General features: G+C 63.7%; 18 protein-coding genes and 1 other RNA gene. 11 read left to right on the top strand and 8 right to left on the bottom strand.

All coding sequences use genetic code 11. From position 1 onward, the window contains the following. Positions 1–197: 197 nt before the first annotated feature. The 4 genes from dapD to dapE all read left to right on the top strand — a co-directional run bounded on the left by dapD (position 198) and on the right by dapE (position 3446). A complete protein-coding gene (gene dapD / locus JQ597_RS35595) occupies positions 198–1043 on the top strand; it encodes a 2,3,4,5-tetrahydropyridine-2,6-dicarboxylate N-succinyltransferase (protein ID WP_212270058.1) in 846 nt (281 codons plus the stop codon). An 87-nt stretch (positions 1044–1130) separates the two neighbouring features. After that, positions 1131–1658, top strand: a complete 528-nt coding sequence (locus JQ597_RS35590) for a DUF805 domain-containing protein (RefSeq protein ID WP_212270057.1) — start codon at positions 1131–1133, stop codon at positions 1656–1658. A 29-nt stretch (positions 1659–1687) separates the two neighbouring features. Beyond that, entirely contained in the window at positions 1688–2299 is a 612-nt protein-coding gene (locus tag JQ597_RS35585) for a DUF805 domain-containing protein (protein WP_212270056.1), read from the top strand. Beyond that, on the top strand, positions 2292–3446 hold the full coding sequence (gene dapE, locus JQ597_RS35580; protein ID WP_212270055.1) for a succinyl-diaminopimelate desuccinylase: 1155 nt from the start codon (positions 2292–2294) through the stop codon (positions 3444–3446). Before JQ597_RS35585 ends, dapE begins: the two co-directional genes overlap by 8 nt. 64 nt (positions 3447–3510) lie before the next feature. Here dapE and truA read toward each other — a convergent pair whose 3' ends face one another. The 3 genes from truA to def form a co-directional block, all read right to left on the bottom strand. Continuing rightward, a complete protein-coding gene (gene truA, locus JQ597_RS35575) occupies positions 3511–4248 on the bottom strand; it encodes a tRNA pseudouridine(38-40) synthase TruA (protein WP_211999585.1) in 738 nt (245 codons plus the stop codon). Continuing rightward, the gene (fmt, locus tag JQ597_RS35570; protein WP_212270054.1) at positions 4248–5180 is read right to left on the bottom strand and encodes a methionyl-tRNA formyltransferase; all 933 of its coding nucleotides are present in this window, start codon (positions 5178–5180) and stop codon (positions 4248–4250) included. The genes truA and fmt overlap by 1 nt, the downstream gene beginning before the upstream one ends. Positions 5181–5320: 140 nt before the next feature. Continuing rightward, positions 5321–5848: a peptide deformylase gene (gene def / locus JQ597_RS35565; protein ID WP_212270053.1), complete on the bottom strand. Its 528-nt coding sequence runs from the start codon at positions 5846–5848 to the stop codon at positions 5321–5323. A gap of 171 nt (positions 5849–6019) precedes the next feature. Between def and JQ597_RS35560 the strand changes: the two genes are divergently transcribed. Together JQ597_RS35560 and JQ597_RS35555 are read left to right on the top strand one after the other, a co-directional pair. Further along, positions 6020–7228, top strand: a complete 1209-nt coding sequence (locus tag JQ597_RS35560) for a DNA recombination protein RmuC (RefSeq protein ID WP_212270052.1) — start codon at positions 6020–6022, stop codon at positions 7226–7228. Positions 7229–7393: 165 nt separating this feature from the next. After that, the gene (locus JQ597_RS35555; RefSeq protein ID WP_212270051.1) at positions 7394–8755 is read left to right on the top strand and encodes an AmpG family muropeptide MFS transporter; all 1362 of its coding nucleotides are present in this window, start codon (positions 7394–7396) and stop codon (positions 8753–8755) included. Positions 8756–8923: 168 nt separating this feature from the next. On the opposite strand, the gene JQ597_RS35550 is transcribed toward JQ597_RS35555, so the two are convergent. From JQ597_RS35550 to ffs, 5 genes are all read right to left on the bottom strand, one after another. Continuing rightward, positions 8924–9355 (bottom strand): hypothetical protein, encoded by a 432-nt coding sequence (locus JQ597_RS35550; RefSeq protein WP_212270050.1) that lies wholly within the window; start codon positions 9353–9355, stop codon positions 8924–8926. 19 nt (positions 9356–9374) lie between these two features. After that, on the bottom strand, positions 9375–9980 hold the full coding sequence (gene recR / locus JQ597_RS35545; protein ID WP_212270049.1) for a recombination mediator RecR: 606 nt from the start codon (positions 9978–9980) through the stop codon (positions 9375–9377). A gap of 19 nt (positions 9981–9999) precedes the next feature. Further along, the gene (locus JQ597_RS35540) at positions 10000–10320 is read right to left on the bottom strand and encodes a YbaB/EbfC family nucleoid-associated protein (protein ID WP_192739178.1); all 321 of its coding nucleotides are present in this window, start codon (positions 10318–10320) and stop codon (positions 10000–10002) included. A gap of 48 nt (positions 10321–10368) precedes the next feature. Further along, positions 10369–12222 (bottom strand): DNA polymerase III subunit gamma/tau, encoded by a 1854-nt coding sequence (locus tag JQ597_RS35535; RefSeq protein ID WP_212270048.1) that lies wholly within the window; start codon positions 12220–12222, stop codon positions 10369–10371. A 108-nt stretch (positions 12223–12330) separates the two neighbouring features. Further along, positions 12331–12427, bottom strand: an RNA gene (gene ffs, locus JQ597_RS35530) — signal recognition particle sRNA small type. A 193-nt stretch (positions 12428–12620) separates the two neighbouring features. Here ffs and JQ597_RS35525 point away from each other — a divergent pair. The 5 genes from JQ597_RS35525 (at position 12621) to JQ597_RS35505 (ending at position 16023) form a co-directional block, all read left to right on the top strand. After that, positions 12621–13040: an HIT domain-containing protein gene (locus JQ597_RS35525; RefSeq protein ID WP_212036469.1), complete on the top strand. Its 420-nt coding sequence runs from the start codon at positions 12621–12623 to the stop codon at positions 13038–13040. 4 nt (positions 13041–13044) lie between these two features. Then, positions 13045–13995 (top strand): NAD(+) diphosphatase, encoded by a 951-nt coding sequence (gene nudC / locus JQ597_RS35520; protein ID WP_212270047.1) that lies wholly within the window; start codon positions 13045–13047, stop codon positions 13993–13995. A gap of 87 nt (positions 13996–14082) precedes the next feature. Further along, the gene (locus JQ597_RS35515; protein WP_212270046.1) at positions 14083–15045 is read left to right on the top strand and encodes a sugar kinase; all 963 of its coding nucleotides are present in this window, start codon (positions 14083–14085) and stop codon (positions 15043–15045) included. Between the two features lie 69 nt (positions 15046–15114). Further along, complete coding sequence (locus JQ597_RS35510) at positions 15115–15615, top strand: Lrp/AsnC family transcriptional regulator (protein ID WP_192739183.1); 501 nt, start codon at positions 15115–15117, stop codon at positions 15613–15615. A gap of 75 nt (positions 15616–15690) precedes the next feature. Then, complete coding sequence (locus JQ597_RS35505; RefSeq protein ID WP_212270045.1) at positions 15691–16023, top strand: hypothetical protein; 333 nt, start codon at positions 15691–15693, stop codon at positions 16021–16023. The last annotated feature ends 17 nt before the right edge of the window (positions 16024–16040 follow it).

Here is a 16040-nt window from a genome sequence, read left to right as displayed (position 1 = left end):
CGCCTTGTCGTCTTCGCCAATGCCGTAATCAGGTCCGGACAGCCTTGGAAAGGCGCTAACGCCTCTTGACAGCTAACACGGTAGATCCCGGCGTTCGCCGGGACGACGGGAGCGCAAGCCTTGACTCTCTCCCGCCAAATCCCGAAAAAGCCTCCCAATTCACGTCACAACTGGCCCGATATCCCGAGGAAATCCCGATGTCCCTGTCCGCGCTGGAATCCACCGTCAACACCGCGTTCGATGCCCGCGACGGCATCTCGACGTCGACCAGGGGTGAAGTTCGCGAAGCCGTCGATCATTCGCTCGAACTGCTCGACAAGGGCGAAGTGCGCGTCGCCGAGCGCGCGGCCGACGGCAAGTGGAAAGTCAATCAGTGGCTGAAGAAGGCGGTGCTGCTGTCGTTCCGCCTCAACGACATGGGTGCGATCCCGGGCGGCCCCGGCAAGGCGACGTGGTGGGACAAGGTGCCGTCGAAGTTCGATGGCTGGGGCGAGAACCGTTTTCGCGACGCCGGCTTCCGCGCGGTGCCCGGCGCGATCGTGCGCCGCTCGGCCTTCATCGCCCGCAACGTCGTGCTGATGCCGTCCTTCGTCAATCTCGGCGCCTATGTCGATGAGGCCACCATGATCGACACCTGGTCCACGGTCGGCTCCTGCGCGCAGATCGGCAAGCGCGTGCACATTTCCGGCGGCGTCGGTATCGGCGGCGTGCTGGAACCGCTGCAGGCCGAGCCCGTGATCATCGAGGACGATTGCTTCATCGGCGCGCGCTCGGAAGTCGCCGAAGGCGTGATCGTGCGCAAGGGCGCGGTGCTCTCGATGGGCGTGTTCCTCGGCGCCTCCACCAAGATCGTCGACCGCGACACCGGCGAGACCTTCATCGGCGAAGTTCCGGAATATGCCGTTGTGGTGCCCGGCAACCTGCCGGCGCGCCCCTTGAAGAACGGCCAGCCCGGCCCGTCCACTGCCTGCGCGGTGATCGTCAAGCGCGTCGACGAGCGCACCCGCGCCAAGACCAGCATCAACGAGCTGCTGCGGGACTGATTTCGAGCCCAAAGCTCGAACCCCGCGGCCGTCTGACGCGACCAATATTCCGGAACCGCGGGGTTTTTCCGCCGTCCGGAGGATGCGATGGACTACGCCCGTTTTCTGTTCAGTTTCAATGGCCGCATCAACCGCGCCAGATACCTAGCGGTCCAGCTCGCCCTCCTGACTTGCTGGCTGGTGCTTTGGCTCAAATACCCGTTAGGGCAATGGGAGGTTTTGCAGGCCGGCGCCGTCATCGCGATGCTCTGGATCAACGCCGCCACGACGGCCAAGCGGCTTCACGACCGCGACCGAAGCGGCTGGTGGGCGATTGCGGTGCTGATCGTTAACCCTCTCTCCTACGTTTATTATGCTCTCTTCTTCGGGCTCTATTTCGGCGTTGATGTTTCCGGCGCGCGGGAGATGCTGCTCGTGATGGGTGCTGTGGCCCTCTCGGTTCTGCAAACCTGGATTGTCATCGAGCTGTTTTTCCTGATCGGAACCGATGGCCGCAACCGGTTCGGAACCGATCCGACGCGCAGCCCTCCCAAATCTCCTGTTGTTTCGCACGCGCAGTCGTTCGGCGTTCCGGATTTTCTCCTGCAGCGTGCTGGCCCGGTCGCACGTGGTTAATACCTGGCTGGTAGCCCGGAGTTACGCGCATGGACTACGCCTGGTACCTGTTCAGATTTGAGGGTCGCCTCAACCGCGCCAGATATTGGCAGGCGCTGCTGATCAGCATTTGCTGGATGATATTCCTTGCCATCCTGACGATAGGCGTCGTCCTCCTCCTTGGTGGGACCGGGCCTTTCAATTTCAGCCTCGGCATCGAGGAAATCCTCAAGCTATTCGGCTCCGCTTCTTATCGATCGCTGTCATGGGTCAACGCGCCAGTCCTGTTTTTCCAGGCCGCCGGCTCGGTCCTGCTGCTGTGGGTCTTTTTCGCCACCTCGGTCAAGCGCTTGCACGATCGCGGGAGAAGCGGCTGGTGGATAGCCACGCTCCTGGTCTTTTCCCGTCCCTTCGACCAGCTCACCGACTGGCTTCCCGACGTATTCGGTTTGTTGTTGGCCATCTGCATTCTCGTTTTGTGGGTCTGGGGAATTATCGAGCTGTTCTTCCTCAAGGGCTCGCGAGGGCCCAACCGGTTCGGCGCCGACGCGCTGGCGCCGGTCGATACGCGGCCCGCATGGGACCAGCAAAGCGAGATCGAAATGGTGCCCCACAAGGCTGGCCCGCCGCCGGTTTGGCATGTTAAGCCGGGGTATGAATGATGCTGTTTCCATTACCCGCGACCTCGTCCGCTGCCCTTCCGTCACCCCGGCCGATGCCGGCGCGCTCGGTGTTCTCGAAAACCTCCTGAAGGCCGCCGGCTTCGAGGTGCATCGCGTTACATTCGGCGAGCCCGGCACATCAGACATCGACAATCTCTATGCCCGCATCGGCAACGCTGCGCCGCACATCACCTTCGCGGGGCATACAGACGTGGTGCCGGCCGGCGATGAAGGCGCATGGAGCCATGGCGCTTTCTCGGGCGACATCAAGGACGGCCTTCTCTACGGCCGCGGCGCGGTCGACATGAAGGGCGGCATCGCCTGCAGCGTCGCGGCGGTGCTGCAATATCTCGCTGACAATGACGGCAAGCCAAAGGGGTCGATCTCGTTCCTGATCACCGGCGACGAGGAAGACGTTTCCGTCAACGGCACCATCAAGCTGCTGAAGTGGTGCGCCGAGCGGGGCGAGAAATTCGACCATTGCGTGCTCGGCGAGCCCTCCAATGTCGAAGTGCTAGGGGATTGCATCAAGGTCGGCCGCCGCGGCTCGCAATCCGGCACGCTGTTCGTCGATGGCGTGCAGGGCCACGTCGCCTATCCGCATCGCGCGGCCAACCCGGTGCCGGATATTTCGCGGCTGATCGTGGCGCTGAGCGACGAGCCGCTCGACCATGGCAGCGCCCAGTTCCAGGCCTCCAACCTCGAATTCACGTCCGTCGATGTCGGTAACACCGCCAGCAACGTGATCCCCGGACAGGCCCGTGCGAAGTTCAACATCCGCTTCAACGACAACCACACGCAGGAAACGCTGCGGGCGCTGGTCGATGAGCGGCTGGCGAAAGCCTGCGGCAACCGCATCCGCGCGCACATCAAATGGGAGCCGTCGAACTCCAACGTGTTCGTCACAAAACCCGGCGCCTTCACCGACCTCGCCGTCAGTGCGATCGAAGAGGTGACGGGACGCAGGCCGGAACTGTCGACCTCCGGCGGCACGTCCGATGCACGCTTCATCTCGAGCTATTGCCCGGTGATCGAATTCGGCCTGGTCGGCCAGACCATGCACCAGGTCGACGAGCGCACGCCGGTGTCGGATTTGGAAAAGCTGACGAAGGTGTATCGCGGGATACTGGATCGGTACTTTTCGTGATCGCCCCGCTTCGGTCGGGAAAAAATCGCGAAAACAACCCCATGCACAGTAGGGATTGGGGTTCTCAATAATCCACGCGTACCAGATATAGCCCGTCCGGCGGCGCGACGGGGCCGCAGGCGGCGCGGTTGCGGGCGGCAAGGGCTGAGGCAAGATCGTCGGCGCTCCAGCGGCCTTCGCCGACCCAGACCAATGAGCCCACCATCGAGCGCACCTGGCTGTGCAGGAACGAGCGCGCCGAGGTCACGATGGCAACCGCATCGCCGTCCCTGACGACATCGAGCTGGTCGAGCGTCTTCTCCGGCGATTTCGCCTGGCACTCGGTGTCGCGGAACGTCGTGAAGTCATGCTTGCCAAGAAGCCGCTGCGCGGCGGTGTGCATCGCATCGGTGTCGAGACGCCGCGGCACCCGCCAGGTGCGGCCGATATCGAGTGCGAGGTTGGCGCGATGGTTGGTGATGCGATAGCGGTAATGCCGCTTCATGGCTGAAAATCGCGCCTCGAAATCGTCGGCCACGATCTCGGCGCTGAGCACGCCGATCGGATGCGGCCTTAAGTGCGCGTTCAACCCGTCGCGCAAGCGACCCGGCGGAAACGGTTTCTGGATATCGCAATGCGCAACCTGGCCCAGCGCGTGCACGCCCGCATCCGTGCGCCCCGCGCCGTGGACGCGAACCTGCTCGCCGCAGATCGCCTTGACCGCGGTTTCCAGCGCGCCTTGCACCGTTGGGGCGTTGTCCTGGATCTGCCAGCCCGAAAACGGCGTGCCGTCATATTCGATGATGAGCTTGTAGCGGGGCATCAGCCGAGCCGCGCCGGCGGCTTGAGCGGCGTGCCGCGCAGAAAATCCGGAGCTTTCATCGGTGCCTTGCCGGCGCGCTGCAATTCCAGAATCCGGATCGCACCGTCGCCGCAGGCAATCGTGAGCTGCTCGTCGAGCACGTCACCCGGCGCCCCTGCGCCTTTCGCCGGCTCGCAGCGCAGGATCTTGATACGCGCCGCTTCACCGTCGAGTGCGGCCTCGCACCAGGCGCCGGGAAACGGCGACAGCCCGTGAATATGCCGCAGCACCTCACGCGCCGGCCGGCTCCAGTCGATCCGCGCCTCGGCTTTCTCGATCTTGGCCGCGTAGGTGACGCCCTGCTCGCTTTGCTTGCGCAATTGCAGGCCGCCGCGTTCCAGCCCGCCCATCGCGCGCACCATCAGGTCGGCGCCCAACGGGGCCAGCGCGTCGTGCAAATCGGCTGCGGTCATGGTGTCCGATATGGTGAGGCGCTCGGCCATCGCGACGTCGCCGGTATCGAGGCCGACATCCATCTTCATCACCATCACGCCGGACTCGGCGTCGCCTGCCATGATGGCGCGATTGATCGGGGCAGCGCCGCGCCAGCGCGGCAGCAGCGAGCCGTGCAGGTTGAAACAGCCGAGCGGAGGCGCATCCAGGATCGCCTGCGGCAGGATCATGCCATAGGCGACGACAACGGCGGCATCGGCGTTGTGGGCGCGAAACGCGTCCAGCGCGTCCGGCGTCTTCAATGTGGTCGGCGTCAACACGGATATGCCGAGCCGCCGCGCTTCCTGCTCGACGGGCGTCGGTTGCAGCTTCATGCCACGCCCGGCCGGCTTCGGCGCGCGGGTATAGACGCACGCGATCTCATGGCCATGGGCCACGAGCTCCAGCAGCGTCGGCACCGCGAAATCGGGCGTGCCCATGAAGATCAAGCGGAGAGACATGTTCGAAGGATGTCCTACGGAGATTCTAGTTTACTAGTCATGGCCGGGCTTGTCCCGGCCATCCACGTCTTTGACGCCGCAAGTAAGAAAGACGTGGATGCCCGGCACAGGGCCGGGCATGACGGCAGAGAGAGTCTGGCCTACTCCGCCGCCCGTTTCGCGGCTTTGGTAAACTTCTTCAGCACACGATCGCGCTTCAGCTTGGACAGGTAATCCACGAACAGCACGCCGTTGAGGTGATCGATTTCGTGCTGGATGCAGGTCGCGAACAGGCCGTCGGCGTCCTCCTCATGCACCTTGCCGTCCAGATCGGTGAAGCGCACGCGCACCTGCGCCGGCCGCTCCACCGCCTCGTAATATTCGGGGATCGACAGACAGCCTTCCTCATAAACCGACAGTTCCTCGGACGAGGAGATGATTTCCGGATTGATGAAGACCCGCGGCTGCGGCTTGGTCTCGCCGTCCTCGGTCTTCTTGGCCAGATCCATGGTGATCAACCGCAGCGGCTGGGCGACCTGGATCGCGGCGAGGCCAATGCCGGGCGCGTCGTACATGGTCTCGAACATGTCGTCGGCGAGCTTGCGGATCTCCGCCGTCACCTTCTCTACGGGTTTGGAGACGAGCCGCAACTGTTTGTCCGGCAGGATGATGATTTCTCTTAATGCCATGATGGGGCGATTTAAGCTGCCGGTTTGCCGGGGTCAATGCGCGGCGGAACCGGTTAAGGCGGCCTTAACCATGATTTTTAAGGCCGCGTTAACCACTAAAATTAGGGTTTCATTTACCATAAATGTTCCCTCTTCGTTCGTGCAAGTCGGCGAATCGGCTACAAGCAGGCCATGAACGAGATTCTTTTTGTGGTCGGCGACCTGCCGATTCGGACCAGCGACGCGCTGATCGGGTTCGGCATGCTGGCGCTGGTGCTGCTGCTGACCATTGCCATCGTGATTGCCCGCTCCGGCCGGCGCGGCGCGGAACTCGCGATGGCGCAGGCGATCCGGGCTGACGAGCTGGAAGAGCGCCTGAGCGAGATGTTGCGGGCGCAGAGCGAATCCACCGGGCGGGTCGACGCGATGGGACAGGCGCTGGCCGGCCGCCAGGCCGAGATGGCCCGCGCCGTCAATGAGCGGCTGGATTCGGTGACCCACCGGGTCGGCCAGTCGATGGAAGCGACCACGCGCAACACCATGGACAGTTTGCGCGCGCTGCATGAGCGGCTCGGCATCATCGACAATGCGCATAAAAATCTCACCGATCTGACCTCGCAGGTCACCACGCTGCGTGACGTGCTCGCCAACAAGCAGTCGCGCGGTGCGTTCGGCCAGGCGCGGATGGAAGCGATCGTCCAGGACGGCATGCCGAAGGGCGCCTACGAGTTCCAGTATACGCTCTCGACCGGCAAGCGGCCGGACTGCGTGGTGTTCCTGCCCGACCAGCGCCCGCTCTGCATCGATGCGAAATTTCCGCTGGAAGCGATGACCGCGCTGCACGACGCGCGCACCGACGAGGAAAAGAAACACGCCACCCAGCGGCTGCGCGCCGACGTGATGAAACATGTCAGCGACATCGCCGAGAAATACCTGATATCAGGCGAGACTCAGGACACCGCGCTGATGTTCGTGCCGTCGGAATCGGTCTATGCGGAGATTCACGACGGGTTCGACGACGTGATCCAGAAGGCCTACCGCGCCCGCGTGGTTCTGGTGTCCCCGTCGCTCTTGATGCTGGCGATCCAGGTGATGCAGCAGATCCTGAAAGACGCGCGGATGCGCGACGCCGCCGACCAGATCCGCACGGAAGTTCTCAATCTCGGCGACGATCTCAACCGGCTGCGCGACCGCGTCGTGAAGTTGCAGAAGCATTTTGGCGATGTGAACGAGGACGTCCGCCAGATCCTGATTTCCGCCGACAAGATCGAAAAGCGCGCGGGGCGGATCGAGGAGCTGGATTTCAGCAAGTCCGAGCCGCCGCCCGAGGCCCCGCGCATCGTCAAAACAGGCGCACCCGAGCTGTTTCCGTTGCAGCGCAAGCTGCAGGCGGGGGAGTGAGATCTTCCCTTCTCCCCTTGTGGGAGAAGGTGGCGCGAAGCGCCGGATGAGGGGTCTCTATCCGCGGAGACAGACCCCCCACCCGTCTCGAATGAGCTACGCTCATTCGATCCACCCTCTCCCACAAGGGGAGAGGGGAAGAGCCGAATCTGCTAACACCTCATCATGAACGCTCCTGAAGCCCCCTCGACATCGGCAACACCACCCCGCGCCTCCTGGCGCGAAGCGTGGGCGGTCTATCTGCAGCCGCGCGTGCTGATCGTGATGATGCTCGGCTTCTCATCCGGGCTGCCGCTGGCGCTGTCGGGATCGACGCTATTGGTTTGGGTCAGCGAGAACGGGGTCAGCCTCGGCACCATCGGCCTGTTCACCCTGGTCGGCACGCCCTACACGCTCAAGTTCCTGTGGGCGCCGCTGGTGGATGGCCTTAACATTCCGCTGCTGACGCGCTGGCTCGGGCGGCGGCGCGGCTGGCTGGTCTTCACCCAACTGCTGCTGATGGCCGCGATCCTCGGACTGGCGCTGACCGATCCCGCGCGCTCGCCGTTCTTCGTGGCGCTCGGCGCCCTGCTGGTCGCAACGACGTCGGCAACGCAGGACATCGTGGTCGATGCTTACAGGGTCGAAAGCCTTGCGGAGAACGAACAGGCCGCCGGTATGGCGTCCTATGTGGCGGCCTATCGCGTCGGCATGGTGGCGTCCACGGCCGGTGCGCTGTTTCTCGTCACTGGCTTCGAATATGTCGGGCTGAGCCGGCTCGATGCCTGGATGGCGAGTTTCGCGGCAATGGCGGCGCTGGTGCTGATCGGCATCGTCACGGTGCTGTGCGCGCGGGAGCCGGAGCAGTCCCGCATCGCTGACGCCGCAGCAGGCGGAAAGCCTTCGGTCAGCCGCATCGCCGAGGCCGCGATGGGCGCTTTCAGCGAGTTCCTGACCCAGCGCTATGCCATCGTCGTGCTGGTGTTCGTGATGCTGTTCAAGTTCACCGACGCCTTCGCCGGCGCGATGACAGTGCCGTTCATCATCGACATCGGCTTTACGCGCAACGACTACGCCATCATCGTCAAGGGCGTCGGCCTGGCCGCGACCCTGGTCGGCGGTTTCGCCGGCGGTTTCCTCGCGCGCGGCACCTCGCTGGTAACCTGCCTGTGGATCGGCGGCCTGCTGCAGGCGGTATCCAATCTCACCTTTACCTGGCTGGCGCTGGTCGGGCCGCAGCAATGGGCGCTGACCGTCGCTGTCTCGGTGGAAGCGTTCACCGGCGCGATCGGCACGGTGATCTTCGTCGCCTATCTATCTGCGCTGTGCAAGAACCCGCTGCACACCGCCACGCAATACGCGCTGCTCACCGCGCTGGCGTCAGTCGGCCGCATCTATCTGTCTTCTGGCTCGGGCTATGTGGCCGCGGCGACGGGCTGGCCGCTGTTCTTCGTGGTCTCCGTACTGGTCGCGGTGCCGAGCCTGATCCTGCTGGTGTGGCTGCAGCGACGCGGGCATTTCGACGAACTGGGGCCGGTGAAGGTTTAGGCTGCAAGGGCGTTGAACGTTGCGTCAACAACCTCGGTGTCGTCCCCGCGAAGGCGGGGACCCAGTATTCCAGAGACATCAACAATTGAACCGATAGGCCGCGGCGCCCTGGGTCGCCCGGTCAAGCCGGGCGATGACAGTGGCGTTTGTGACAACGGTCGTGACAACTCAATGCTTGGTCACGACGCTCCACTTGGTGATCACGGCTTCGCTCATCTGCCCGGCATCCTGCGCGCAGGCGACTTCGTCGACCTTCACCGAGATTTCCTTGCCGATGAAGTTCTTCAGTTGCGCGGCCTGCGCGTCGTTCGAGGTGATGAGCTGGAACGTTTCGGGGCCGGTCTCCAGATTGCAGAGCCCGTTCGGCGGCGGCAGCCGGCGCGGCTCGCTGGTCAGCTGATAGGTGGCGACGCGCTTGCCTTTCTTGCCGCCGCGAACCTTCATCGCATTGAGTTCCCCCGACAGGACGTCGCCGGCATTGATCAGCTTGCCCGGCTTCGGCGCAGGCTCGGCCTGCTGCGCCCGTGCGGAAGGCGCGGCCAAGGCCGCCGCCATGGTAGCCGCAATACAAAGGCGCTTGGCGAATCGTGATTTCGTCATGTCAGTTCCGTTGTTTTGGTTAGAACAGCGTTCGCTGCCGCATCGCTGCGGATAGCGTACCTTCATCGAGATAATCAAGCTCGCCGCCGACTGGAACTCCATGGGCCAGCCGTGTCACCTTGACGTTGGCTTCCTGCAGCAGATCGGTGATGTAATGCGCCGTGGTCTGACCATCAACCGTTGCATTCAGCGCCAGGATGATCTCGCCGACTTGCGAATCATGTGCGCGCGCCACCAGCGCGTCGATGGTGAGATCCTGCGGGCCGACGCCGTCGAGCGGTGATAGCGTGGCTCCCAGCACGTGATAGCGGCCGTTGGTCGCATTGGCGCGCTCCAGCGCCCACAAATCCGCGACGTCGGCGACCACGACGATGGTGGTGGGATCGCGCCGCGGATCGGTACAGACCGTGCAGGGATTTTGCGTATCGATATTGCCGCAGGTCTTGCAGACCTGGATCTTTTCGATCGCCACCTGCAGCGCGCCGGCGAGCGGCGTCATCAGCGCTTCGCGCTTCTTGATCAGATGCAGCGCCGCGCGCCGCGCCGAACGTGGCCCAAGGCCCGGCAGCCGCGCCAACAGCTGGATCAGACGTTCGATTTCAGGGCCGGCAACCGCAGTAGCCATTTCAGGTGAGACCGAGCATTTAAGTAAGACCAAGGCCTGGCGGCAGGCCGAGCCCGCCGGTCAGCGCCTGCATCTTTTCCTGCATCGCGGTTTCCGCCTTGCGCCGGGCGTCGTTATGCGCCGTCACCAGCAGGTCTTCGAGGATCTCGCGGTCTTCCGCCTTCATCAGCGACGGATCGATCTTGACACCCTTCACTTCCATCTTCGCGGTCATCCGCACGGCGACCATGCCGCCGCCGGAAATGCCCTCGACTTCGACATTGCCGAGTTCTTCCTGCATCGCCTGCATCTTGGATTGCAGCTGCGCCGCCTGCTTCATCATGCCGAGAAAATCAGCCATTGGGTTTTCCTCGCAGTTTTCCTTGGGTGCGTCTTCTCAAGATATCGATCAATCGTCGTCGCTGTCCGAACGCTCGGCCGGGTCTTCGGCGATCGCATCGGTTTCCGGCGGCTCGGCGGCAAGCTTGCGCACCTCGACGACCTTGGCGCCCGGGAACCGCGCCAGCACTTCCTGCACGCGCGGATCCGCTTCCGCGGCCCGCGCATGTTCGTTCTTCGCATGCTCGTTCTGCGAACGAACCGTCGGCTGGCCGGTCTCGTTGGAGACGATCACGGTCCAGCGCCGGCCGGTCCATAGTTCCAGCTTGCGGGAGAGATCGCTGACCAGCGCCCGCGCCGCGTGGCGCTCGAGCGCGACTTCCAGCCGCCCATCCTCCAGGCGCACCAGCCGCATGTCCGCCTCGAGCGCCGCCTTGATCAGCAGATCGCGCTTCTCGCCGGCCAGCGCGACGAGCTGCGTAAAGCTGGTGATCCGCAAGGCGGGCGCGGACTGCGCCTCAGGCGCGGGCGCGGCCATTTGCGGGCGCGCCGACGCCTCGGCACCGGACCTTTGCGCCGTGGGCGCGCGCATCGGCGCTGACGACATGGCGGACACGGTCGAGGCCGGCGCCGCGCGCGAGGGCGCAGCACTTGCCGAAACGACCGGCGAGCCACCGCCATTTTGTTCAAGCATCCTGATCGCTTCGTCCGGCGTCGGCATGTCGGCGACATAGGCGATGCGCACCAGCACCATTTCGGCGGCCGCGGCCGGCCGCGTCGCGGTCTGCACCTCGGCGATGCCTTTCAGGAGCATCTGCCACATCCGCGACAGCACCCGCATCGACAATTTGGCCGCAAAATCGCGGGCACGCACGCGTTCGGTCTCGCCATAGGCGACGTTGTCGGCGGTGGCCGGCACAACTTTCACGCGGGTGACGAAATTGACGAACTCGGCCAGGTCAGACAGCACCACCACCGGATCGGCGCCGACGTCATATTGCTCGCGGAATTCCTTGAAGGCGCTGGCGATGTCGCCGCGCGCCAGCGATTCAAACAAATCGATCACGCGCGTGCGGTCCGCGAGCCCGAGCATCTGCCGCACCGCGTCGGCGCGCACGGTGCCGGCGGCATGCGCGATCGCCTGGTCGAACAGCGACAGCGAGTCGCGCACCGAGCCTTCGGCGGCGCGCGCAATGATGCCGAGCGCCTCGGGCTCGACCTCGACGCCCTCTTTCGCGGCGATGTTTGACAGATGCCCCATCAGCACATCGGCCTCGACCCGGCGGAGGTCAAAACGCTGGCAGCGCGACAGCACCGTGACCGGCACTTTGCGGATTTCGGTGGTCGCGAACACGAATTTGGCGTGCTCCGGCGGCTCCTCCAGCGTTTTCAGGAACGCGTTGAAGGCGGCGGTCGACAGCATGTGGACTTCGTCGATGATGTAGACCTTGTAGCGCGCAGAGGCCGGTGCATAGCGCACGCTGTCATTGATCTGGCGGACATCGTCGACGCCGGTATGCGACGCGGCGTCCATTTCCAGCACGTCCATGTGCCGGCTTTCCATGATCGCCTGGCAATGCACGCCGAGAACAGGCATCTGGATCGCAGGCCCCTTCGCCGAGCCGTCAGCCATTTCGTAATTGAGCGCGCGGGCGAGAATCCGCGCCGTGGTGGTTTTGCCGACCCCGCGCACCCCGGTCAGAATCCAGGCCTGCGGGATTCGCCCCGTTTCGAACGCATTCGAAACGGTTCGGACCATGGCCTCCTGGCCGATCAAATCGTCGAAACTGGAGGGGCGGTATTTACGCGCCAGCACACGATAGGGCTTTCCGGCCTCGGGTGCGCCACCGAGAGCGAAGCCGCCCTGATTGGCGCCATCTGTTTGATCTTCAGGCTTTTCTTGGGGAGCGCCAGCATCACTCATCGGTCGATCCGCAATTGATTGTCTCTCAAGGCCGGCTTGCGGAACGAAAGAGGAATCAAGCGGCAAAGGCGGCCTCGCCGCTTTCAGCGCGATTCGCTCGAAAAACAGGTAGGAGACTGACGAGCGACCCGATCCGGACCTCGTTAGGGCTGCTTCCTTCCGGACCTGACCCGGTTGGCGAGTGGCTCGTCCACCGCCAATCTCCCGGCCCTTATTTGGGGCCAAAAGGGCCGGAAAGCAAGCGGGGTCAGCAGGGTTTGCGGGACTTGTGCAGAAACGCGGAAAGGCTTTACTTGCCGTCATGCCCGGCCCTGTGCCGGGTATCCACGCCTTCCTCGGTTCCCAACCAGAAAGACGGGGATGGCCGGGACAAGCCCGGCCATGACGGGGAAATACGTATGTCCGACGCCGCCTGGTCGCTGCACTCCCAGCTCAAGAAAGACACCATCGACATCGGCGACCTGCCGCTGTGCCGGGTGCTGGTGATCAAGGACGCGCATTACCCGTGGCTGCTGTTGGTGCCGCGCCGCGAGGGAGCGGTGGAAATCATCGATCTCGACGAGGTAGCCCAGGCGCAGTTGATGACGGAAGTTTCCCGCGTCGCCCGTGCCCTCAAAGAGATCACCAAATGCGACAAGCTCAATATCGCGGCACTGGGCAATCTGGTGCCGCAGCTCCACGTTCACGTCGTCGCGCGCCGCACCAGCGACGCCGCCTGGCCGCGGCCGGTCTGGGGCGTGATGCCGCCACTGGCGCATGACGCCGAGGAAGTCCAGAATTTCATCAGCGCACTCCGCCGCAAGATTTGGCTAGGTTGAATTCATGTCAATTTTCGATTCGTTTCCGCTCGGCAAGCCGGCTTTCGTCACCGACATTCTCGACCGCGCCGCGCATCTGCGCAGCAATGACGAGAAATTGTTCGCGCTGGAAAGTCACCGCGACGCCGGCGCCTATGTGATCTACCGCGACTCGCTGGTGGTGCGGCAGGAGGCCGGAGGATCGCGCGTCCTGCTCAGCGTCGACGAGGCCGTGAAACTGGGCGCCAATCCGGGCACGATCTTCTTGGGCCTGCGCGACGGTGCGCCTGTTTTCGGAATGGGCATCGCGGCCGCGGCGGTGGAAAAGCTGCTGACGCGCGACGACGTCGCGGTCACCGAACTGCGCGGCATGGTGATGCAGGGCGCGGTGCCGACCGAACAGCTCTCGGCGATCGCGATGGCCAAATCGATGGTGACCTGGCACCAGCGCCATGGCTATTGCGCCAATTGCGGCACCCGCACCGCGATGAAGGAGGGCGGCTGGAAGCGCGACTGCCCGAACTGCAAGGTCGAGCATTTTCCGCGCACCGATCCGGTCGTGATCATGCTGGTCACTCATGGCGACAGATGTCTGCTGGGACGGCAGAAACAGTTTTTGCCGGGGATGTGGTCGTGCCTGGCGGGCTTCGTCGAGGCCGCCGAAACCATCGAGGACGCGGTCCGGCGGGAGATTTTCGAGGAATCCGGGATTCACTGCACCGACGTGACCTATTACATGACGCAGCCGTGGCCCTACCCGTCGTCGCTGATGATCGGATGCGCCGCGCGCGCAACCTCGGACGAAATCGTGGTCGACAAGGCCGAACTGGAGGATGCACGCTGGTTCACTCGCGACGAAGTGGCCCTGATGCACAGCCGCACACACCCCGACGGCATGTTTGCCGCGCATCCGTTCGCGATCGCTCACCATTTGATCGGCCGCTGGGTGCATGGGGGAACCGATTCGAGCGCATAGCGGGAACTCACCCATGGACCAAATCATTATCCCCGGACTCTCTTCCGGGTTCCGGCACATGGCGGAACCGGCATGACGGATTCCGGTATGAACTTTCACGATAAAGCGCCGAAAACCCCGCCGCGCATCCTGTGCATCGGTATGCCGGTGCGCGACCTGACCTTTCACACGCCAGGTGTTCCTGGGCGCGGCTCCAAGGAGAACGCCACCGCATTCGACGAAATCTGCGGCGGCAACGCGCTCAATGGCGCGATCGGCATCGTGCGGCTCGGTGGCCGCGCCTCGATCTGCGGGCCGATGGGCGATGCCAAGGAAACATCGAGTCGCTTCATCTTCGATCAGATGGCGCATGAGGGCATCGAGACGAAACATCTCATCCATATGCCCGGCCTGGTGACGCCGATCTCGGCTGTCATGATCGATCCTTCCGGCGAGCGCACGATCGTGACCTTCCGCGATCCAGAGCTGTGGCATGTGAAATTGCCCGACTTCGACACGCTGCTGGACGATTGTGCCGCCATTCTCACCGAGAGCCGTTGTGCGGAATTCTGCACCGATCTGTGCGCCGAGGCGCAAAGACGCGGCATCCCTGTGATCGTCGACGTCGACCGCGCGATGTCGCTGCGGGAGGGGTTGCTCAACGCGTCTTCGCATCTGGTGTTCTCGAGCGAGCCGCTGCAGGAGACCGCTGATGTCGCCGACGACGCCCAGGCACTGAAGAAGATCGCAAAGCTGACCAAGTCGTTCCTGGCGGGGACCCGCGGTGCGCGCGGCACCATCTGGCTCGACGAGAATCAGGCCATCCAGGAAACCCCGGCCTTCCCGGTCCACACGGTGGACACCCTGGGCGCCGGCGACGTGTTCCACGGCGCCTTCGCGCTCGCGATCACCGAGGGGCAGGAATTGCGGCAGGCGCTTCGGTTCGCCTCGGCTGCCGCGGCCCTGAAATGCACCCGCTTTGGCGGTGCCTTCGCCGCTCCGCAACGTATTGAAGTTGAAGAGCTTTTGAGCCAAGGCCAGAGTACCAGCCCGGCCTCGACCGGCCAATAAGATGGGCTTGCTATAGAAGAATTTTCTATATATGAGGAATGAAAGCCTTATTCATGGAACATTCTTCTCATGACCGACATCGCAGTCCAGCTTCACGAAGCCAATCGCCGTCTTGACGCCATTGACCGCAAAATCCTGACGGTGCTGCAGGAGGACGCCTCGCTGTCGGTAGCCGAGATCGGTGACCGGGTCGGGCTGTCCTCGACGCCATGCTGGAAGCGCATCCAGCGGTTAGAGGCCGACGGGGTGATCCTGCGCCGGGTCGCCCTGGTCGATCAGAACAAGATCGGGCTCGGCATCTCCGTGTTCGTCTCGGTCGAGAGTTCCGACCATTCCGAGGCCTGGCTGAAGACCTTCGCCAGCGCCGTCAGCGCCATGCCCGAGGTGATGGAATTCTACCGGATGGCGGGCGACGTCGATTACATGCTGCGCGTGGTGGTCGCCGACATGGCAAGCTATGACGTGTTCTACAAAAAGCTGATCAGCGCCGTGCCGCTGAAGAATGTGACCTCGCGCTTTGCGATGGAGAAGATCAAGTCGGTCACCGCCCTGCCGGTGCCGGCGGCGTAACAGCCGGACATCCCCTAACGCTACCTTACGCTGAAGGTTGACGCGCCGTTAGCTTCGTCACGATATTGTTTTGTGATGGAGCGGGGGGAAATCATTCCAACGACCCGACGGCCTGTCTGGCTGAACGCTGCCGCGCTCCTGATCGCGAGCTGGATCGGAGTAGCAGCACTGTCGTTGCAGGTCAGGACCGGCGCCGAGGTCGTGGCGGTGGCCTTCCCGCCATGGTGGAGCGACCAGCAAGCGTTCCTTGCTACCGCGTCCGCCAACGCCGCCATCGTCAGGACGACCGCCGTTCCGGCCCTTCTGATCGTGCGTCCGGACGACAATGACGGGCTGACACAACTGCGCAAAGCCGGCGCCTGGCTGACCATGGACCCGCAGGCGATCGCGGCCTGCTTCACGAAATAGACGCGTACTTCACGACC

This window comes from Bradyrhizobium sp. AUGA SZCCT0177 (assembly GCF_018130125.1).
GTDB lineage: Bacteria > Pseudomonadota > Alphaproteobacteria > Rhizobiales > Xanthobacteraceae > Bradyrhizobium.
The sequence above is the reverse complement of the archived record's forward strand: the minus strand, read 5'-3'. Positions and strand labels throughout refer to the sequence as shown.

What these genes read in the sequence shown, in the direction of transcription:
- dapD (WP_212270058.1), top strand. Translation starts at nt 198, where the DNA reads ATGTCCCTGTCCGCGCTGGAATCCACCGTCAACACCGCGTTCGATGCC.
- JQ597_RS35590 (WP_212270057.1), top strand. Translation starts at nt 1,131, where the DNA reads ATGGACTACGCCCGTTTTCTGTTCAGTTTCAATGGCCGCATCAACCGC.
- JQ597_RS35585 (WP_212270056.1), top strand. Translation starts at nt 1,688, where the DNA reads ATGGACTACGCCTGGTACCTGTTCAGATTTGAGGGTCGCCTCAACCGC.
- dapE (WP_212270055.1), top strand. Translation starts at nt 2,292, where the DNA reads ATGAATGATGCTGTTTCCATTACCCGCGACCTCGTCCGCTGCCCTTCC.
- truA (WP_211999585.1), bottom strand. Translation starts at nt 4,248, where the DNA reads ATGCCCCGCTACAAGCTCATCATCGAATATGACGGCACGCCGTTTTCG.
- fmt (WP_212270054.1), bottom strand. Translation starts at nt 5,180, where the DNA reads ATGTCTCTCCGCTTGATCTTCATGGGCACGCCCGATTTCGCGGTGCCG.
- def (WP_212270053.1), bottom strand. Translation starts at nt 5,848, where the DNA reads ATGGCATTAAGAGAAATCATCATCCTGCCGGACAAACAGTTGCGGCTC.
- JQ597_RS35560 (WP_212270052.1), top strand. Translation starts at nt 6,020, where the DNA reads ATGAACGAGATTCTTTTTGTGGTCGGCGACCTGCCGATTCGGACCAGC.
- JQ597_RS35555 (WP_212270051.1), top strand. Translation starts at nt 7,394, where the DNA reads ATGAACGCTCCTGAAGCCCCCTCGACATCGGCAACACCACCCCGCGCC.
- JQ597_RS35550 (WP_212270050.1), bottom strand. Translation starts at nt 9,355, where the DNA reads ATGACGAAATCACGATTCGCCAAGCGCCTTTGTATTGCGGCTACCATG.
- recR (WP_212270049.1), bottom strand. Translation starts at nt 9,980, where the DNA reads ATGGCTACTGCGGTTGCCGGCCCTGAAATCGAACGTCTGATCCAGCTG.
- JQ597_RS35540 (WP_192739178.1), bottom strand. Translation starts at nt 10,320, where the DNA reads ATGGCTGATTTTCTCGGCATGATGAAGCAGGCGGCGCAGCTGCAATCC.
- JQ597_RS35535 (WP_212270048.1), bottom strand. Translation starts at nt 12,222, where the DNA reads ATGAGTGATGCTGGCGCTCCCCAAGAAAAGCCTGAAGATCAAACAGAT.
- JQ597_RS35525 (WP_212036469.1), top strand. Translation starts at nt 12,621, where the DNA reads ATGTCCGACGCCGCCTGGTCGCTGCACTCCCAGCTCAAGAAAGACACC.
- nudC (WP_212270047.1), top strand. Translation starts at nt 13,045, where the DNA reads ATGTCAATTTTCGATTCGTTTCCGCTCGGCAAGCCGGCTTTCGTCACC.
- JQ597_RS35515 (WP_212270046.1), top strand. Translation starts at nt 14,083, where the DNA reads ATGAACTTTCACGATAAAGCGCCGAAAACCCCGCCGCGCATCCTGTGC.
- JQ597_RS35510 (WP_192739183.1), top strand. Translation starts at nt 15,115, where the DNA reads ATGACCGACATCGCAGTCCAGCTTCACGAAGCCAATCGCCGTCTTGAC.
- JQ597_RS35505 (WP_212270045.1), top strand. Translation starts at nt 15,691, where the DNA reads ATGGAGCGGGGGGAAATCATTCCAACGACCCGACGGCCTGTCTGGCTG.